The sequence below is a fragment of the Algiphilus sp. genome (assembly GCF_023145115.1).
Classification (GTDB): domain Bacteria; phylum Pseudomonadota; class Gammaproteobacteria; order Nevskiales; family Nevskiaceae; genus Algiphilus.
Genome location: NZ_JAGLEJ010000020.1, coordinates 51,285 through 68,794, shown reverse-complemented (window position 1 = coordinate 68,794; position 17,510 = coordinate 51,285). Strand labels below are relative to the sequence as shown.

The following is a 17,510-nucleotide window of genomic DNA, read 5'->3' as shown; positions in this document are numbered from 1 at the left end:
CGCACTGCCGCCGGTGGCGGCAGGTGGCGGCTGGAATCAGGCCGCGTGCGTCGGGGGACCGCGGATCGACAGGTGGCAGCGCGGGGCGGCGGGCCGCTCGCGCCGGCGCTGCATGCCGGGCGCTTCGGCCACGTGGCGGTCGCAGGACGCGACCGGTACGGCGGCGATGCCGGGTGCATCCAGCCGCTTGGCATGCAGACAGACTTCGCACAGCGGTTCGTCGGCAGCGCCCAGATGCTCGGTGGCGTGCGCAAGCGCCAGCCATTGCCCAAGCACCAGGGCAATGGCGAGGATCAGGGTCCTGATCGGGCGCGACGGCATGGCGGTGTGCGAGTGCTCGGCTGGGCACGGGCGCCCGAGGACACGCCGTGCGGGGCATTGACGTTACAGCATGATAGGACGATGACGCTGCACTGCACCATAGCGGCGCGGGGCGCGCCGGTCAGGAGGAGCAGCTCACGCTGAGACCGGCGGCCCAGTCGGGCGGTGGCGCGTCCAGATCCGCGCATTCGGGCTGCTCGTCGAAGGGGCGGCGCAGGCAGTCCAGCAAGCGATCGAGTGGCGCCGGGTCACCGGATTCCGCTGCCGAGATGGCGTGCTGGGCCAGCCAGTTGCGCAGCACGAAGCGCGGGTTCGTGCGGCGCATGCGGTCGCGGCGGGCGTCGTCGTCGCTGTGCTCCGCCCGCAGGCGTTCGCGATAGCGCGACAGCCACCCGGTGGCCGCTTCGTCCTCGCCCAGATGGTCCGCCAGCGGATCGCCCCCATCGATGCGCAGGTCGGCGAGGGCGCGGAAGGTGCGCGCGAAGTCGGCGTCGCTGGCCTCCATGCGTTCGAGCAGGTCATTGACCAGCGCGTCGTCGCCGTCCCGCGCCTCGCGCAATCCCAGCTTGTCGCGCCAGATGGCGAGCGCGGACGCGGAGTAGGCCGATGCGAACGCGTCGAGAACGGGTTGCGCGAGCGCGATGCGCTCGTCGTTGTCCGCGCCGTCGTCCGCCACCAGGCTCAGGCAGGCGGAGATCATGCGCGCGCAGTTCCACTGCGCGATCGCCGGCTGCCGGGCGTAGGCGTAGCGGCCCTCGTGGTCGCTGTGATTGCAGATGTGGGCGCGGTGGAAGCGCTCCATGAAGCCGTAGGGGCCGTAGTCGATGGTCAGGCCCAGGATCGAGAAGTTGTCGGTATTCATCACGCCGTGGCAGAAGCCGACGCCCTGCCACTGCGCGACCAGGCGCGCGGTGCGCGCCACGATGTCCGACAGCCATGCCCGGAAGCCTTCCGGCGTCGGCTCGAGATCCGGCCGGAAGCGGGCCAGGGCGTGCGTCGCGAGGGCGCGCAGATCCTCGGTGCGCCCGGTGGCAGCGAGGTATTCGAAGTGGCCGAAGCGCAGGTGACTGGGCGCGACCCGATAGAGCACCGCGGCGCGCTCGACGGTTTCGCGCTGCACCGGCGTGTCGGAGCCCACGATGGCCAGTGCCCGGGTGGTGGGAATGCCCAGCGCGTGCAGGGCCTCGCTGGCCAGGTATTCGCGCACGGTCGAGCGCAGGACGGCACGGCCGTCGGCGAAGCGCGAGTAGGGGGTGGGGCCGGCACCCTTGAGCTGGAGTTCCTGATCCTGTCCCCGGTGGTCGCGCAGGGTGCCGATGATGGTGGCGCGGCCGTCGCCGAGCTGCGGCACGAAGATGCCGAACTGGTGGCCGGCGTAGACGCTCGCGAAACCGTCCGTGCACGCGGCGGCGTCGCCGCCGCCCGCGGTTGCCGCCAGCGCATCGCGCGTTTCGGGGCCGTCCTCGATGCCGAGGTCGGCCGCCAGCTCGGTGTTGAGGTGCAGCAGCCGCGGCGCGTCGAGCGGCTTGATGGGGACCTGCGCGCCGAAGGCCGGCGCGCCCTCGGCATCCCTGAAGGTCGCGATGGCCGGCGGCGCCAGTCGCCGGGGCCAGCCGGTGGTCATTGCGTCGGGTTCACTGATCGGGGTCGCGGGCATGGTGACGCTATCCGCTGCGGACGAGGCGTACCACCTTACCGTTCGGCGCGTCGGTAAGGATGACGATCGCGCCGTCGGGCGCCTGCGTGACGGACCGGATGCGGCCCAGCTCGTTGACAAGGACACGGTCGGTCTCGACCAGCGTGCCGGTATCGCGGTTCCACTCCAGCCGCGAAAGCAGCTGGTAGGCCAGCGCGCCGACCAGAAGATCGCCGCGCCACTCGGGGATCGCCGCATCCTGATCGACGAAGACCATGCCGCTGGGCGCGATCGACGGATCCCAGTACAGCTGGGGCTGGGCGAGGCCCTCGGCGGCCTCCGGACCGATCTCGCCGCCCCGGTAGTGCTCGCCATAGGTGATCTCGGGCCAGCCGTAGTTCGTGCCCGCGACCAGGATGTTGACCTCGTCACCGCCGCGGGGGCCGTGCTCGTGCGTCCAGACCGCGCCGCTGTCGGGATGCAGCGTCATGCCCTGGATGTTGCGGTGGCCGTAGGTGAAGACCGCAGCATCGGCATCCTTGCGGTCCGCGAAGGGGTTGCCGGGCGCGGGCGCCCCGTCGGTGGTCAGTCGCAGCACCGTGCCGATGTGGTTGCGCAGGTCCTGGACGGCGGCGTTGTCCGCAGCCTCGCCGATGCCGCGGTCGCCGACCGCCACGTAGAGGTAGCCGTCGCGGTCGAAGACCATCCGCCCGGCGAAGTGGCGGCCACCGGGATGACAGGCGTCGGCGACCAGGATGTCCTCGGCGTCCGCCAGGCTGGCGCCATCACCCTTGTCGACCAGCTTCGCGCGGGTTACCGCCGTGGTCGCGCCTCCGCCCGGGCAGCGCCGGGCGTAGGAGAGGTAGATGCGGTCGTTCGCGGCGAATGCCGGATCCAGCGCGATATCCAGCAGGCCGCCCTGGTTCTCCGCGAACACTTCGGGAACGCCTCCGACGGGCTCGCTGACGTCGCCTGCGGGACGCACCACGCGCAGACGGCCGGGGCGTTCCGTGACCAGTGCGCGGCCATCGGGCAGGAAGGCGATGCCCCAGGGGTGTTCCAGGCGGTCGGTGATTGTCTCGGCGGTGATGCCGTCGGGCAGAGGCGCTTCCTGTCCGTCCGCGTGGGTAGGGGTTGCGCGGTCGTCGGTGACACCGGGCGCCGTGTTGCCGCAGGCCGTTACCAGGAGCAGCGGCGGGAGAACGAAACGTGCGGAGAGTCGGGTCATGGCACCGCGAACGGTCGGTGGGCGGGCCGCGACTGCCAGTCGGCAGGCGGGTGTTCCCCTAATAGACAACGGTTGTCCGTCGAAGTGCGGTATCGCGCGCGACCAACGGCATGGACAGCGCGTCGGGTACGGTTATGCTGGCGCGACCATAGGGAGAAGCGAAGCATGTTCGACAATCTGGGCCTCCTGGGTATCATCCATCTGGTGGTCGTCATCTGGGCCGTGCTGCACATCGTGCAGAGCACCTCCGACACGCTGCCGAAGGCGCTCTGGATCGTGCTCGTGCTGGTGCTGCCGGTCCTGGGCGTCATCGTCTGGTTCTTCTTCGGACCGCGCGGCAGGCGGATGGCATGAGCGTGCTGCACCGACGCACTGCCGGGTTCGTGCTCGCCGCTTCGCTGATGCTGGCCGGTTGCGGCTCCGAGAGTGATCGCATCGACGTCGATCTCGACGGCAGCGGGGAGAACGCGGTCGCCGGCATCTACCGGGTGACGCTGTCCTCGACCACGGGCAATTCGCGGGACGAGGACTGGCTCTTCCTGCTGGCGGCTCCGCAATCGACCGTCGAGCCGGTCGCGCGCATCGCCGGATACGATCGGAACGATCCCCAGCGCATCATGGTCGGGCAGTACCGCCAGGGCGTCGGCCAGACGCTCACCGGCGCGCTGCGCTTCTACGACATCGTCACCGAGGAGATCGAGGAGCCGTCCGAGGACCCGGAAGTCGAGGAGCCGGTGATCACCGAGATCGAGGTACGACGCACCCGGTCGCTCACCCTCAGTGGCGTGTTCGATCCGCGCAACACGCTCGATGCCACCTTCACCGGCCAGAGCGAGGACGGCGACAGCGTCGGCGACGGCCGTGTCTACGGCGAGTATCAGGAGCGCGCCTACGAGCGCCTCAGTTCGGTCGCGGCCATCACCGGCGACTGGCGGCGGCAGGACGAATTCGGCTTCGATGCAGTGACCTTCAACTACGGCGGCGATACCGGGGTCTTCGGTCTGGCGCCCGATCCGGTCTCGGGATCGCAGTGTCGCTACGACGGCCGCTTCTCGCTGATCAACGCGCGCTTCAACATCTACGCGATCAGCATGGATCAGAGCGGCTGCGGCACCACCGATACGCCGGGCGGCACGCCGCCGCTGCGCACCATGCAGGGGCTGGCGACCCTGCGGGACATCCCGGTGGGCGAGGATCCGGAGGACGCCCGCGAGATGCTCATGATCATGGGCTCGGCGCCTTCGCTCGACGACGGTCTCGCCGAAGGGCGGGTCTTCCGGCTGGAGCGCAGTACCGGACCCTGAGCCGCTACGGTCGCGCCGGCCTCAGGGCCAGAGCGCAGGCGGTGGCGGCGGGATGCGGATGGGCTCGCCTTCGTCGTCGCGGCGCTGGCGGCGCTCGACGTCGCCGGCCTGCACCAGGCGCGCCAGCCACTGATCGGTGGCGCGCAGGTTCTGCTCGATGGCGGGGTCACCCGGTGCCAGGCGCGCGGCCCGGCGCAGCAGCGACTGCGCGCGCTCCCAGTCACCGCCTTCGGCGTAGGCGACGGCGAGGTTGTTGAGCACGACCGGGTCGAAGGGATTGCGTCCCAGGGCCTGCTCGAGCTGCGCCACGGCCCGAGCGATCTGGCCGTCGGCGAGCAGCTCCGCGCCGGTCGCCGGCGTTCCGGATGCCGCGGCGGCGCCGTTCGAGAACGCCAGCGCCAGCAGCATGGCGCCGGCCGCATGCCGGAATCGCGTCATGATCCGCTCCAGTTGTAGTACGCCGGGAGCAGGCGGGGTGCATCCGGCACACCGATCTGCTCGCCGAAGAAGTAGCGCAGGAAGCCCGAGAACTGGTATTCGGTGTAGTCGCGCGCGTTGTCGCTGGCGATGGCACCGCCGACGAAGAAGCGGCTGGACAGCCGGTACTCGAGGCTGCCGCCGAAGGCGTAGCCGAGGCCGCTCTGCGAGCCGCTGGGGTATCCACCGACCAGCGCGCTGTCGGGATTGATGTCGATCAGGTCCTCGATCTGGTCCTGCAGGTCGGCGTTGTTGGGGAACAGGGGCGCGCCGTCCTCCTCGAAGCTCTGCAGGCCGACGGCGCCGTGGATGCGCCACACCATGCGGTCGTGATGCCCGGTCAGCTCGACCGGGACGCCCACCGAGAGGAAGGTCTGCGGCGAGAAGTAGCCGCCGTGACCGAGCGTGAAGTGGCGGCGGTTCTTGTCGTAGAAGAAGGTGGTGATGTTGATGCCGTAGGTCAGTGACAGCGCCCGCGCCCGCAGCGCACGGAAATAGGCGCCGCCGCCGAGCTCGAAGGCGTTGTTGTCGTCGGTGTTGCGGCCGTCGTAGTAGCTGAAGCCGCCGTTGACGTAGATGCCGAAACTGTCGAGGTCGTAGGCGAGGTCGACGCGCGCCTTGCTGCGGTTGACGGCACCGAAGTTGACCCCGCTGAGCGGGTCGCGCGTCCCGGCGTAGCTCAGCACGCTGTCCGACACCGGGCGACGCGAGAGCGACAGGTCCAGCTTCCAGCGCCCGAAGCTGGGGCCCCAGTAGAGGCCGCCGCTGAGGCGCTCCTCGGCGAAGCCGAGCGGCGTGCTGCCGATGTCGGCGTGGAAGCTGCCCATCCGGTAGGTCACGCCGGCCGCGATGCCGCTGTCCTGCTGCGCGAGGTCGAGGTCGTCGGGACCACCCTCGATCAGCGCCAGGGTGCCGAAGCGCAGGCGCCGGTCGCCCTCGACCTCGCCGCCGTCAATGATCACCGGCACCACGCGCAGCCCGAAGCGGCCTGCGCTGGTTGCCGACGACTGCAGCTCGAAGGGCGTTTCGATATTGAACAGCCGCGACAGTCCGTCTTCTCCGTCGCGGACCCGGCTGTGCAGGCCACCGCCGGCCCAGCCGCTGGTCGATGCGCGGAGGCGGGAGATCGCGCGTCGGCGCGATCGCTCGGGGTCGTCCGGGTCCGCCATCGCCGCCCGCGCCGGCGTATCGTCCGGCTCGGCTGCCGGGCGGGGCGCGCGCGTCAGTCGATCGGCGGCGCGCAGCCGCACGCTGTCCCGGCTGTCGTCCGGCGCCGCGACCGCGGGGCGCGGCCCGGAGCGCTGCAACGCGCTGCTGCTGCGCAGCGACTGCGGCACGGCATTGCCGTCACCGCCCTCGTCGGCGGGCGGTACCGGTCGAGAGAAAGGGCCGGGGCGTGGGCGCAGCACGCGTTCGGGGGCGTCGGGGTTGCGGCCCTCCATGGCGTCGCGTACCGGTCGCGGCAGCAGCGGTTGCGCGCTGTCGGCCTCCGAAATGGTGGCGAGACGCGGCGGTTGCAGGAAGGCATCGCCGTCCGGCCGGCGCGCCCGACGGTCCGCGGCGCGCTCGTAGTAGCGCAGGGCGCGGCCCTGGTTGCCGCGCGCTTCGGCCAGTCGCGCCGAGAAGGTGTCGAGGGCGGCATCCTCCGGACGCGCGTCACGGGCGTCGGCGATGGCGGCCTCGGCCGCTTCCAGCTCGCCGGCTGCCAGCAGCGCATTGATGCGCGCGTCCACGAGATCCGGGCCCGGGTCCGGCGTCTCGGTCAGCAAGCCCTCGTAGATCGCCAGCGCCTCGTCGTGGTCGCCCGCGGCCTCGAAGATGCGTGCCAGCGCCATCTGCACGCGCGACTCCCGCGGCCGGCGCCGCACGACGTCGCGCATGACCTCGTAGGCCTCGGCGAGGTCGCCGCGCTGGCGCGCGCGGTCCGCGAGGCTGATGCGGAAGCCGACGATGAGATCCTCGAGCTGGGCCGACTGGGCCGGGCTCAGATCCTGGCGCAGCAGATACTCGGCCTGGGCCTCGAACTCGGCGCGCTGGCCGAGCTCGAGTAGCAGACCGGCATACTGCAGCCGCTCCCCGATGCTGCCGGGCTGGTCGGCGAAGGCGCGTCGCAGATAGCCGAGCGCGCGCGCCGGGTCGCCGAGATCGGCCCAGCCTCCCGCGAGCAGGCCGGCGAACGCCGGGTCCTCGGCGGCGGCGGCGTCGGCCTTGCTCATCGCCTCGAAGGCGAGCGCGAAGTCGCCGGCCTGGCGGGCGATCCCGGCGCGCTCGACCTGGTACTGCACCCAGGCGCGCCGCTGCAGGGTCCGGGCATCCCGGTCGCGCGCGCGCGCGGGCAGCGTCTCCAGCGTGCGCAGGACTTCCAGCCAGCGTCCGGCGTCGGCGAGGGCGTAGGTCTGCGCGACGGTGACCTCGGGCAGGTCGGGGTGCGACTGGACCAGTCCCTCGATGAGCTGGTCGGCGGCGTCGGCCTGATCGGTGTCGCGCAGGATGCGCGCGAGGTCGAGTCGCGGCCACGGCGAGTCGGGGTCGAGCGCGATGGCTTCGCGCAGCAGGCGCTGGGCCCGATCGCGCTGGCCGGCCGCGTCGGCCTCGGCGGCACGCTCGCGCAGAGCGCGGGCGCGGGCCGGGGCGACCGCGGCCGCGACATCCGGCGGGCCGCCGGCGGCCAGGCGCTCGGCCTCGTCGAGCCGGCCGGTCTGGATCAGGATGCGCGCCAGCAGCGCGGTGGCGTCGGCATTGCCGGGGCGCGCCTCGAGGACGGCGCGGGCCATGGCCTCGGCCTCGTCGACGTCGCCGATGCGCAGCAGCGCGTCGGCGTAGGGCAGGCGCAGCGTGGGGTCGGCGTCGGCGGGCGCTTCGACGAAGGCCTGCCGGAAGCGCTGCACGGCAACCGCGTCGTCGTCCTGCTCGAGCGCGCTCTGGGCGCTGCGGAAGCGCAGGAAGAAGCGCGCGCTGCGTGCGGCCTCGCGCCACCGCGAGGCGGTGCCGGGCTGTGCGCGCATGGCCTGTTCCAGCAGCTCGAGCGCCGGCTCGAGCTGATCGCGGCGCAGGCGCACGAGGCCGAGCCCGCCGAGGGCATCGGCGTTGCGCGGCTTGTTCTCCAGCACGCCGGCGAAGTGCTGCTCGGCGTCGTCCAGGCGGCCTTCGTCGAGTGCCGAGAAGCCGGCGCGGATGACGGCATCGCGCTCGGCCTGACGCGGATCCGGGCGCTGCTGGACGAGACCGGCCCGCTTCTCGGCGACGGTGTCGTCGCGTCCCACCGCTTCCAGGTAGCGATCGAACAGCGGGAGGTCGGCGGCCCGGGCATCCAGCCAGACCAGCGCCTGGCGCCAGGCGCGCCCGGCCTGTTCGCGCAGCATGTTGCGCTCGTACAGATCAGCCAGACTGCGGATGCCGGTGCGGCGCGTGGCTTCGTCGTAGGTCTGCACGCGCGCCCGCGCCAGCGTGAAGCGCGGGTCGCCGGGATTGCCCGCCTCCAGGGTCTCGAGTTGCTCGAGGGCGACCGCGCGCTGATCCGGGATCCCGGCCAGGACCTCGTGGTACTCGCGCGACAGCTCGGCGCTCGGCGGCGCGCCGTCGAAGGCCTCGCTGTAGGCATCGAGGGCGGCCTCGGGGCGGTCGTTGCCGGCGAGCTGCCGGGCTTCGGCGAGCAGGTCGGGGTCGACCGCGTCAACCGCGTCGCGCTCGCGGTAGCCGCGGAGCCAGCGCGATTCGGGATTGAGGGATTCCAGCCGGTCGGCGAGTTCGGCGGCCTGCTCGGGTTCGCCGGAGGCCTCCAGCAGTGCCGCGAGACGGCCGAGGGCCTCCTCGTTGTCCGGATCGGCGGCGAGCACGCGGTCCCATGCGTCGCGGGCGCGACCGGGCTGATCGCGCTGCTCCCAGTAGCGCGCCTGCTCGGCAAGCTGGCGCACCGCGGCATTGCCGTCCTGGGCGGCAGCAGGCTGCCAGTTCCCCGCGAGGCAGCAGCAGAGCAGCAGTGCGGTGAAGCGTTTCATGAGGTCTCCCAGGCCGGTATCAGGCTTCCGTCGGCACGGAACCGGAAGCGGCCCTCGCGCACGCCGGTGGCGAACAGCGCGAGCATCTGATCGTAGTAGCGCGCCGGCCGGCCGTAGAGGCCGCGCACGCGCTGGTTCTCGGCGCGCGCCGCGAAGCGGTCGGCGATGTCGCCGTGGCCCATGCCTTCGAGCCAGGCGGCCGCCACCAGCTGGAAGCCCGGCGGCCCCTCACCGGACAGCGCGGCGCTCGCGACATCCCACTTCTCGGGCATGAAGCCGTTGCCGGCGATGATGCGGACCGCCGGAATGAGCGATCCGCGCATGCGGTCGAGGATGGGCAGTCCGGGGACCTCCATCGCCGCCCACAGGAACACGCGGACGGCGTCGTAGCTGCCGCGCGTGCCGTGTTCCGGATCGGGCCGGTAGCCGCCTTCGCCCAGCTGCACCCAGTCCGGGGGCAGGCCGTTGGGCGCGATCACGTCGAGCGCCTGCACCGACTCGGCGAGGATGGCCGCCCAGGGCCCGTCGGCATCGTGCTGCGCCAGATAGTGCAGCTGGAAGGGTGGTACGTAGCTCGGGTTGAGACGCGCGGTACCGTCCGAGACAAAGCCCTCCGGGCCGGGCAGCAGCACCTGCCGTGCATCGATGACGGCGGTCTCGCGCTCGCGCACCATCGCCAGCAGCCGCTCGGCGAGCTCGCGGTACTCGGGACGTTCCCAGAGGCGCGCGGCCTCGAGCAGGCTGTAGGCGATGAACAGATTGGCGTCGGAGGCCGGATTCGGGTCCAGGATCTGCCAGTTCCCGGTCTCGGGATGCTGGCCCCAGAGCCAGGCCGGCAGGTGCTGGCCGAGGTCGCCGCCCGCGAGGTTGTCCTGCGTCCACTCGAGGATGCGGGAAAAGCGGGCGCGATCATTCGCCACGAGCGCGAAGAACAGACCATAGGCCTGCGCCTCCGACACGGTCCGCGCGTTGTCGGTCCAGTCGACGACGCGGCCGTCATCCTGGATGAAGCCGTCGGCGAAGCGATCCCACAGCGGCCAGCCATGACTGCGGCCGTCGCCTTGGAACAGCGTCAGCGCACCCGCGGGAACGCTGGCCAGCAGGATCATGGCGGCAACGGCGGCCCGGCATGCACGCAGGACGGCTTCAGGCATCGCCTTCCAGCCGTCGACGCGCCCGACCGCGCAGCAGGACGCGCAGCACCCAGATCGCGAGCAGTCCGACGAAGGCGAGCAGCAGCAGCATGACCCACGGGCGCTCGCCGACCCAGAAGCGCACGGCCCAGTCGAGCGGCATGGTGCCGACCGCGTACTGCGGGCCGAGCAGATAGGACGACACGCTCTCGCCGTCGGCGAGGCTGACGTCGCCGCCCATGAACTGGGCGCGGCCCGGATCGAGCAGGATGCGGGCAGTGTCCATCACCGAGGCGCGCGAGCCCGACGTCACCATCACCACGCTGCGGCCGCTCGCGAACGGCGATTCCGCGGCGACGATGGCGCCCAGCCGGTTGCCGGCGCTGTGCACCACGCGGGCGGCGTAGGTGCGCGCGGCTTCCGGATCGCGGCCGTCCATGCGCGCGAACATCTGCTCCAGCGGGTCGGCGCGCTGCAGGTTGACCTCGTCGCCCTTCATGCGCAGCGGCAGCGGGATCTCGGCACCACTGGTCGCGGAGAGCCGCTCGCTGCCGCCGACATAGAGCAGGTCGCGGTCGTAGTCGTTGTCCAGCGCGGTCTCGGTGAGCACCTCCGCGCGCGACAGCACGGCACCGGTGCTGCGGCCGAGGAAGCCGGCGAGGGTGAGCGCGGCCGACAGGTCCTCGGCGACCGGGTCGCGCGGCAGCACGAAGGCCATCTCCGCGCCGTCGGCGTGGCGGGTGAAGGGGAAGCCGCCGTCGGCGAACAGCGCCAGATTGGGCAGTCGCGCGTAGTAGGCGTGCCGCGGGAATTCGACATCGAGCCCGCGATCCACCGAGGCGCGGAGCAGCGCCGGGTCGAAGACCTCGCAGTACTTGGTCTGCCCGCGGATCAGGTCGAATTGCAGCGCCAGCTGATTGCGGTACTCCAGCGCCGATGTCGGGAGCTGGGTGCGGATGTCGCGCTCGACCGCCCGGCCGGAGTCGTCATGGATCCGGACGTCGTCGATGAACTGGCCGTTGAGGCGGATGCCGAGCATCGAGCGGTCGCTGATGCCGGCGCCGGCGCGCGCGGTCAGGTCGAGATCGATGAAGCTGGCCTCGGCGAAGAACAGGTGCGGCGCGAGCCGGAACTCGAATCGCAGCGCCGCGGGCGACAGGCCGGACGCCGACAGGCCGCTGCGCGCGAAGGGCTCGAGGGGGATGTCGTCGCCCGGCGACAGCCAGCGCGGCGCCTGGTTGGCGGGCAGGGGCTTGGGGGGTGTGAAATCGGTGACGCGCGCGCTCGTGCCGCGCATCGATACCTCGCCGTAGGCCAGCGCCTGTGCGGCACGCCGCAGGCCGGCCGCGTCGCGCGCGCTGATCAGCAGGACCTGGAGCAAGGGGTTGTCGGGATGCTCGACCACCCGGATCTCGGGCTCCTCCGGAATCGGGATGTCCTCGAAACCGTCGATGTCGCGGGTCGACGTGCGCATCGCGACCACGTGCATGTCGGCATCCGGCAGCGCGCCGAACGACACCGGGAACTCGGCGCCGCGCCAGTCGGCGAGCATGCCGAACCACGAGCCGAGCGTGGTCGCGGCGGCGATGATGGCGTTGTCGCTGCCGTCCGGCAGCACGACCGGCAGGCGCAGCCGGCGCTGGTCGGCGGCGTCGAAGAAGGGCGCCGGCATGCGCTCGAGGTCGGGCCGTAGCGGCAGGGCGGCCAGTTCGAGATGGAGCCGGCTGTCGCCGCCGATCTCGACCCACAGGCTCGGATGCGTGGGATCCTCGCACTCGTCGCGGGCGTAGCTGGCGACCGAATGGAACGCGAGCTGGTTGTAGCGCAGGAACAGCTTGGGATCGATGGCGATGGTGCGGGTGTTGCGATCGGGGGTCTCGCTGTCGAGCTTCCAGCTGTCGATGGTGTCGCCGTTGAACTGGATGTTGAGCTGGCTGATGTCCGGGCGCAGCGAGGGCGAGAAGCGGTAGCCGAGCTCCAGCCGGGCGTCGGTGACGACCTGGTCGTCGCGCAGCGACAGCGGCAGCGACCGGGTGGCGGCGACGTTGCGCATGCGCATCGGGGACTCGGCACCGAGGTCCGAGATCGAGAGCGTGCGCGTCTCGTCACCCAGCCGGGTGACCGGGGCGGGGTCATCCGCCTGGGCGCGGACCGGGGCGCTCTGCGCCAGGCCGAGCGCGATGGCCGCGAGCGCGAGCAGCGCTGCGGATGAGGTCGTTCGTCTGCGGAAGGGAGAGCGCATGCTGGAGAGAAGCCACCGGAGGAAGATGAAGAAGCCTTCGTAGCCAAAATAGACCACGTGCCGGAACGCCCGCCAGGGTCGGTCGAGACGGGTGCGGTCGCGCCAGCGCAGCCAGGCGTCGGCGCGCCCGTAGATCGCGTACACCAGCTGGCGCTCCTGCTGCAGGCTGAGGGCGTCGAAGGCCACCGCCACCGAGCCTTTGTCATTGCGCAGCACGGTTGCCGGCGTCCAGACCTCGGCGAACTCGGGGATCAGCGCCAGCTGGATGCGGTCGCCGGGGTGCAGGTTGAGGCCGGCGGGCACATGGAAGGCCGCACCGCCGTAGGAGAGGTTCTGGGTGATGCTGTCGTAGGCGGTCTCCGCCCCGTCGCGCGCGATGCTGACCGGCACCTCGCACGCCACGCGCACCGAGTGCCGGACCTGGCGCCGCTCGGACGCCACCCGCAGCGCCGCGCCGATGAGGATGAGGTTGAAGATGGTCCATCCCATGGTGACGAACAGCGTGTCGACATCGGGACTGAAGAAGAAGTAGCGCACCAGGCCGACGAGCACGCCGACCATGTTGAATAGGAAGATCCAGAGATAGGGCTTGGCGATGTCGCGATCGAAGTAGTCGCGGTCCACGATGCCGCCCTTGGCGGTGACGTTGAAGGCACCGGAGCGCGGACGGATCAGCGCCACCGTCGTGGGCAGGAGGATGAAGGCCGCCAGCACGGTCTCGTAGACCTCCGCGAAGAAGGAGTGGCGGTAGTTTCCCTGCAGGCGCGAGTTGGTGAGGATGGCGCACAGGAGATGGGGGACCGCGAAGGAGACGATCATCAGGCCCTGGGCATTGATGATGCGCGCGTCCAGCAGCAGGAACGCGAGCGGCGCCATCAGGAACACCAGGCGCGGAAAGCCGTAGAAGAAGTGCAGCATCGCCGTGGCGTAGCACAGCCGCTGGCCGAAGCCGAGGCCGCGTCCCAGCAGCGGGTTGTCGAGTCGGAAGATCTGCGCCATGCCGCGCGCCCAGCGGATGCGCTGACCGATGTGGGCCGACAGCGACTCGGTCGCGAGTCCGGCGGCCTGCGGGATGTTGATGTAGGCCGTGCGCCAGCCCTGGCGGTGCATCTTCAGCGAGGTGTGGGCGTCCTCGGTGACGGTCTCCACCGCCACGCCGCCGATGCCCTCGAGCGCGGTACGCCGGATGACCGCGCAACTGCCGCAGAAGAAGGTCGCGTTCCAGTAGTCGTTGCCGTCCTGCAGCAGGCCGTAGAACAGCTCGCCCTCGTTGGGGGATTCGCGGAACACATCGAGATTGCGCTCGAAGGGGTCGGCCGAGAAGAAGTGGTGCGGCGTCTGCACCATCGCCATCCTGGGATCGGCGACCAGCTGCCCGGTGGCGACCTGCAGGAAGGAGCGGGTGGGAATGTGGTCGGAATCGAAGATCGCGATCAGCTCGCCGTCGGTCTTGGTGAGCGCGTGATTGATGTTGCCGGCCTTGGCGTGCTTGTTGTCCGGCCGGGTGACATGGCGCGCCCCGACGCGTTCGCAGAAGCGCGCGAAGTCCTCGCGCCGTCCGTCGTCCAGCACGTGCACGCGCAGCTTGTCGGCCGGCCAGTCGAGATCGAGGGCCGCGAGGATGGTCGGCCGGACAACCGACAGCGACTCGTTGTAGGTCGGGATGAAGACGTCGACCGTGGGCCAGTTCTCGATGTCGTCGGGCAGCGGAACCGGCTTGCGCTTCAGCGGGTGCAGGACCTGGAAGAAGCCGAGCACGAGAATCAGCCAGGCGTAGAGCTCCGCGGCGAGGAGGCCGGCCGCGAACAGCAGGTCGACCGCGCCGAAGGTCGGGCCGATGGGCAGGGTCTCGGTGACGCGCCAGTAGATGTATCGCGTCGTGGTCAGCGTGGAGATCGCCATCAGCGCATAGGACGGTCCCCATCCGCCGGGCATGCGCTTGAGAACGATGGCCGCGATCACCGCGACCACGCCCACCACCATCTGCCAGTAGAGCGCGAGCTTGGCGGTCACGAACATCCAGCCCGTCGCCGCGAGTAGGATCAGCGCACACGCCAGCAGCAGGCGCGTGCCGAAGCCGATTCGCGAAGAGTGCGCGGTGCGCGTCATGGAGCGGACCCGGGGAGGCGCCGCGCGCGGTCAGGGGCGGCCAATGCGCGGTCTCAGCTCTGGCTGTCGCTGTCCAGGCGGGCGAAGAGTTCGCCCAGCGGGAGCGTGCGCAGCTGCTCTGCGTCCAGCGGGGCCGATTCCGGATGCGCATGGCCATCGCGTGCATCCGCGGCGGCGCTCAGGGCGGCGAACAGTTGCGAGAGCGATTCGGCCTTGCCGCTGCGCGCGGCGTCGGGCGCCGCATTCGACTGGGGCGTGCGCCTGTCGCGCGACCGCACCAGCCCGAGACGCCGCACGACCTGCTGCGGTCGCGAGGTCGTCGCGCGCTCGTCGCGAGCCGCCGGATCGGCCTGCGCCGGCTCGCTGGTGGGGGCAGCATCGACGGACGGTGAGGGGGCCGGTCGGCTGTCACCCGGGCGTGCCGCGAATTCGCGGTAGCGGCCCTCCATCCCCTGGGTCTGGAACAGGTTCTCGATGTCGCGGCGCGAGCCCTTCATGCCTTGGTCTCCCTGGCTGCCGCGGCGAAGTGCGAGCGGTGCGCGAAGCGGTACCGCAGGCTGTGCCCGTCGTCGCTGTCGACGCTGCGCACATCGAGCGTGTCTCCGGCACCCAGATGCTGGAGCCACTCGGCGAGAATGCCCTCGAACAGTCCCTCGCTCCAGACACCGTGATCGGCTCCGAACCAGGCCTGGAGGGGCGGTGCGCCGTGCACGAAGACGATCTCGCCACCCTCGGGCTCGGCGCGGAGCGTGCCCCAGTCGGCTTCACGGAAGGCGCTGTCGGCTGCCTGCTCGAACTCGGCGAGGGTCGCGCATTCGGGCAACGGGTGCCATCGCGCCAGGATCCGTCCGGATTCGAAGGCGAGGCTGCGGAGCTGCGCGCTCTCGGCATGCTCGCCGACCACGCCGACGAGCGCTCGCAGGACCTCGGCAGCGGCCCGGTCTCGCGGCCGGTTGCGATAGTAGTCGATCGCGTCAGATTCGATGGTCATGGCTTCCCCTTCGCCGGAAGTCTAAGGCATTGCCACGCCGGGAAAAAGCGTCAGTCCGGACGGACGGTGAGCTGACGGCGATCCATGGCGGCCTCCAGCATGTCCGCCGTCATCGGAATCCGGGTCTCCCCGCGCTCGGCGGCGGTGACCAGCTCGACGATGCGCTGGTTGCGCTCCGCCGCGAGACCGTTGCGCCGCGCCAGCCCGGCGATCTCGCCGCTGAGCAGGTCGATCTCCGTGCGGCGGCCGTGCGCGAGGTCGCTGACCATCGACGGATAGGCGCCGTCGCCGAGGCCCAGTCGCCAGGCCGCGAGACGCCAGGCAGCGCCACCGTTGTGCCGGAGCAGGCGCAGGAAGACCGTCAGCGGGACGCCCACCGGAACGCTGAAATCGATACCGGCGGTGCGCAGCACCTCGGCGCCTTCGTCCAGCAGGTCCGCGTACACGGCGCGCAGGCCGGGCACGGTAAGCACTTCGCGGAAGGTGCTGTGGGTCAGCGCCGCAATGCCGGCGGACAGATTGAACAGCAGCTTGCCCCAGGCGGCGGCCTCGCCGCGTGCGGCGCGGACGCGCAGGCCGGAGCCGCGGAACAGCGCGACCGTCGCACCGTGCTCGCGCGGGATGCCGATCTGCGGGCGCGCGCTGACCCGGGCGTGGAGCGGCTCCAGCAGCTGGGCGTTGAACAGGATGGTGGCCGGCAGCACCGGATGGCCGGGGAAGCGTTCGCGGATCCGGCGCAGCGCGCCCACGCCGTTGAGCGTGGATACGAGTGGGGTGTCCGCCCGCATGTCGGCGGGCAGCCCGTCGAGCGCCGCATCCAGGTCCGGGTGCTTCACGCAGATCAGCACCTGACGGACCTCGTCCGGGTCCGCCGAGGTCGTCAGCAGCGGTCGCGGCCCCGCCAGCGCGGGGCCACCGGTGACGCGTTCGACGGCGATGCCCTCGGCGGCGGCAACGGCGGGCAGGTCGTGCCGCGTGCACTGCAGTCGCAACGGTCGGCCCGCCGCGCCGAGGTAACCGGCGATCACGGTGCCGACCGCACCGGGTCCGACAATCAGCAGCATGGGTGCCCTCGGGATGCGCAGACCGGCATCATTTGTACCGGCTTGCGGCGCGCGGCACCAGTCCGGCGGGTGGAATCGCTTGCCGGCACCGGTGACGCGCTACAGTGCGCGGGCGAACGAAACCAAGTCGAAAGCCTGGGAGGGCGCGCATGCGGGGGAAGAGATCGATGTCCGGGCGGGCATTCGCGGTGGCCATTGCGCTCGCCGCGGGGGGCGCGTCGGCCGACGCCGGCGATACCGGGGCCGCTGTCGAGCACGACGACGCGGCGGTCTCGGACGCGGCCGATACGGCGGCGACCGCCGACAGCGTCATGCGCTGCATGCGCGAGAACATTCCGGAGCGGCTGCGACTGCGCGAGCTCCGGCTGCGCACCGAAGGCGGCGATGACGATGGCCGGGAGCTGCGCGCGCTCGTCTATCTCAGGCGCAACGAGGGGCGGGCCGCGATGACGACCTACGTCGAGGCTCCCTCCGACATGGCCGGCACGGCCTACCTGTGGCGGGAGCTGGAATCGCGCGACGAGACCTTCGTCTTCATCCCCGAGCTCAATCGGGTGCGACGGGTGATCGGGAGCGGGGCCGACAGCGGCCTGTTCGACTCCGAATTCAGCATGCGCGACCTGCAGCAGGCGCAGGGCGCCTTCTCCAGCGGCGAGCAGAGCCTGACCGGGAGCGATGCGCTCGACGGTCGGCCGGTGTGGCGCATGCGCTTCGTGCCGGGGCCGGAGGAACCGACCGTGTACCTGCATGTCGACGCTGCGGTGGATCAGGCCTCGTGCGTGACGCTGCAGGCCGAGTTCGTCGACGGCAACGGCGTCGTCAAGCGGTTCAGCGCGGACCCCGAGAGCCTGCACGCGGCCGGCGGCGTCACCTACGCCAGACGGCTGCGCATGCACAATCTCCGCAACCAGCGGACCAGTCACGCCGAGCTCTCCGAGCTGGAGCTGCCCGAGTCGCTGCCGCAGCGCATCTTCCTCCCCAACGCGTTCTTCCTCGGACGCTGACCC

The 17,510-nt window shown here is 71.2% G+C and carries 13 protein-coding genes; 3 read left to right on the top strand and 10 right to left on the bottom strand.

The genetic code is table 11. From position 1 onward, the window contains the following. Window positions 1-36 precede the first annotated feature (36 nt). The 3 genes from KAH28_RS07075 to KAH28_RS07065 all read right to left on the bottom strand — a co-directional run bounded on the left by KAH28_RS07075 (window position 37) and on the right by KAH28_RS07065 (window position 3,185). Window positions 37-321 (bottom strand): hypothetical protein, encoded by a 285-nt coding sequence (locus tag KAH28_RS07075; protein WP_290575283.1) that lies wholly within the window; start codon window positions 319-321, stop codon window positions 37-39. 121 nt (window positions 322-442) lie between these two features. Beyond that, a complete protein-coding gene (locus KAH28_RS07070) occupies window positions 443-1,978 on the bottom strand; it encodes a protein adenylyltransferase SelO (RefSeq protein WP_290575282.1) in 1,536 nt (511 codons plus the stop codon). A gap of 7 nt (window positions 1,979-1,985) precedes the next feature. Next, window positions 1,986-3,185, bottom strand: coding sequence for a PQQ-dependent sugar dehydrogenase (locus KAH28_RS07065; RefSeq protein WP_290575281.1), 1,200 nt, complete (start codon window positions 3,183-3,185; stop codon window positions 1,986-1,988). 165 nt (window positions 3,186-3,350) lie between these two features. Between KAH28_RS07065 and KAH28_RS07060 the strand changes: the two genes are divergently transcribed. Next, complete coding sequence (locus KAH28_RS07060; RefSeq protein ID WP_290575280.1) at window positions 3,351-3,539, top strand: PLDc N-terminal domain-containing protein; 189 nt, start codon at window positions 3,351-3,353, stop codon at window positions 3,537-3,539. After that, entirely contained in the window at window positions 3,536-4,489 is a 954-nt protein-coding gene (locus tag KAH28_RS07055) for a hypothetical protein (RefSeq protein ID WP_290575279.1), read from the top strand. The genes KAH28_RS07060 and KAH28_RS07055 overlap by 4 nt, the downstream gene beginning before the upstream one ends. 21 nt (window positions 4,490-4,510) lie before the next feature. Here the strand turns inward: KAH28_RS07055 and KAH28_RS07050 are convergent, their stop codons facing one another. The 7 genes from KAH28_RS07050 to KAH28_RS07020 are packed head-to-tail and all read right to left on the bottom strand — an operon-like array spanning window position 4,511 to window position 16,503. Further along, a complete protein-coding gene (locus KAH28_RS07050; protein ID WP_290575278.1) occupies window positions 4,511-4,927 on the bottom strand; it encodes a tetratricopeptide repeat protein in 417 nt (138 codons plus the stop codon). After that, window positions 4,924-8,964 carry a cellulose synthase subunit BcsC-related outer membrane protein gene (locus tag KAH28_RS07045; protein WP_290575277.1) on the bottom strand — a complete coding sequence of 1,347 codons (4,041 nt, stop codon included), beginning with the start codon at window positions 8,962-8,964 and terminating at the stop codon, window positions 4,924-4,926. Before KAH28_RS07045 ends, KAH28_RS07050 begins: the two co-directional genes overlap by 4 nt. After that, window positions 8,961-10,118 carry a cellulose synthase complex periplasmic endoglucanase BcsZ gene (bcsZ, locus tag KAH28_RS07040; protein ID WP_290575276.1) on the bottom strand — a complete coding sequence of 386 codons (1,158 nt, stop codon included), beginning with the start codon at window positions 10,116-10,118 and terminating at the stop codon, window positions 8,961-8,963. The genes KAH28_RS07045 and bcsZ overlap by 4 nt, the downstream gene beginning before the upstream one ends. After that, entirely contained in the window at window positions 10,111-14,448 is a 4,338-nt protein-coding gene (bcsA, locus tag KAH28_RS07035; protein ID WP_290575275.1) for a UDP-forming cellulose synthase catalytic subunit, read from the bottom strand. Before bcsA ends, bcsZ begins: the two co-directional genes overlap by 8 nt. 53 nt (window positions 14,449-14,501) lie before the next feature. After that, a complete protein-coding gene (locus tag KAH28_RS07030) occupies window positions 14,502-14,945 on the bottom strand; it encodes a hypothetical protein (protein WP_290575274.1) in 444 nt (147 codons plus the stop codon). After that, the gene (locus KAH28_RS07025) at window positions 14,942-15,439 is read right to left on the bottom strand and encodes a hypothetical protein (RefSeq protein WP_290575273.1); all 498 of its coding nucleotides are present in this window, start codon (window positions 15,437-15,439) and stop codon (window positions 14,942-14,944) included. The genes KAH28_RS07030 and KAH28_RS07025 overlap by 4 nt, the downstream gene beginning before the upstream one ends. Before the next feature lie 50 nt (window positions 15,440-15,489). After that, window positions 15,490-16,503: a 2-dehydropantoate 2-reductase N-terminal domain-containing protein gene (locus tag KAH28_RS07020; protein WP_290575272.1), complete on the bottom strand. Its 1,014-nt coding sequence runs from the start codon at window positions 16,501-16,503 to the stop codon at window positions 15,490-15,492. A 167-nt stretch (window positions 16,504-16,670) separates the two neighbouring features. On the opposite strand from KAH28_RS07020, the gene KAH28_RS07015 reads away from it, so the two are divergent. Next, on the top strand, window positions 16,671-17,507 hold the full coding sequence (locus KAH28_RS07015; RefSeq protein ID WP_290575271.1) for an outer membrane lipoprotein-sorting protein: 837 nt from the start codon (window positions 16,671-16,673) through the stop codon (window positions 17,505-17,507). Window positions 17,508-17,510 lie beyond the last annotated feature (3 nt).

What these genes read in the sequence shown, in the direction of transcription:
- KAH28_RS07015 (WP_290575271.1), top strand. Translation starts at nt 16,671, where the DNA reads ATGTCCGGGCGGGCATTCGCGGTGGCCATTGCGCTCGCCGCGGGGGGC.
- KAH28_RS07025 (WP_290575273.1), bottom strand. Translation starts at nt 15,439, where the DNA reads ATGACCATCGAATCTGACGCGATCGACTACTATCGCAACCGGCCGCGA.
- KAH28_RS07055 (WP_290575279.1), top strand. Translation starts at nt 3,536, where the DNA reads ATGAGCGTGCTGCACCGACGCACTGCCGGGTTCGTGCTCGCCGCTTCG.
- KAH28_RS07065 (WP_290575281.1), bottom strand. Translation starts at nt 3,185, where the DNA reads ATGACCCGACTCTCCGCACGTTTCGTTCTCCCGCCGCTGCTCCTGGTA.
- KAH28_RS07060 (WP_290575280.1), top strand. Translation starts at nt 3,351, where the DNA reads ATGTTCGACAATCTGGGCCTCCTGGGTATCATCCATCTGGTGGTCGTC.
- KAH28_RS07045 (WP_290575277.1), bottom strand. Translation starts at nt 8,964, where the DNA reads ATGAAACGCTTCACCGCACTGCTGCTCTGCTGCTGCCTCGCGGGGAAC.
- KAH28_RS07030 (WP_290575274.1), bottom strand. Translation starts at nt 14,945, where the DNA reads ATGAAGGGCTCGCGCCGCGACATCGAGAACCTGTTCCAGACCCAGGGG.
- KAH28_RS07050 (WP_290575278.1), bottom strand. Translation starts at nt 4,927, where the DNA reads ATGACGCGATTCCGGCATGCGGCCGGCGCCATGCTGCTGGCGCTGGCG.
- KAH28_RS07020 (WP_290575272.1), bottom strand. Translation starts at nt 16,503, where the DNA reads ATGCTGCTGATTGTCGGACCCGGTGCGGTCGGCACCGTGATCGCCGGT.
- bcsZ (WP_290575276.1), bottom strand. Translation starts at nt 10,118, where the DNA reads ATGCCTGAAGCCGTCCTGCGTGCATGCCGGGCCGCCGTTGCCGCCATG.
- bcsA (WP_290575275.1), bottom strand. Translation starts at nt 14,448, where the DNA reads ATGACGCGCACCGCGCACTCTTCGCGAATCGGCTTCGGCACGCGCCTG.
- KAH28_RS07070 (WP_290575282.1), bottom strand. Translation starts at nt 1,978, where the DNA reads ATGCCCGCGACCCCGATCAGTGAACCCGACGCAATGACCACCGGCTGG.
- KAH28_RS07075 (WP_290575283.1), bottom strand. Translation starts at nt 321, where the DNA reads ATGCCGTCGCGCCCGATCAGGACCCTGATCCTCGCCATTGCCCTGGTG.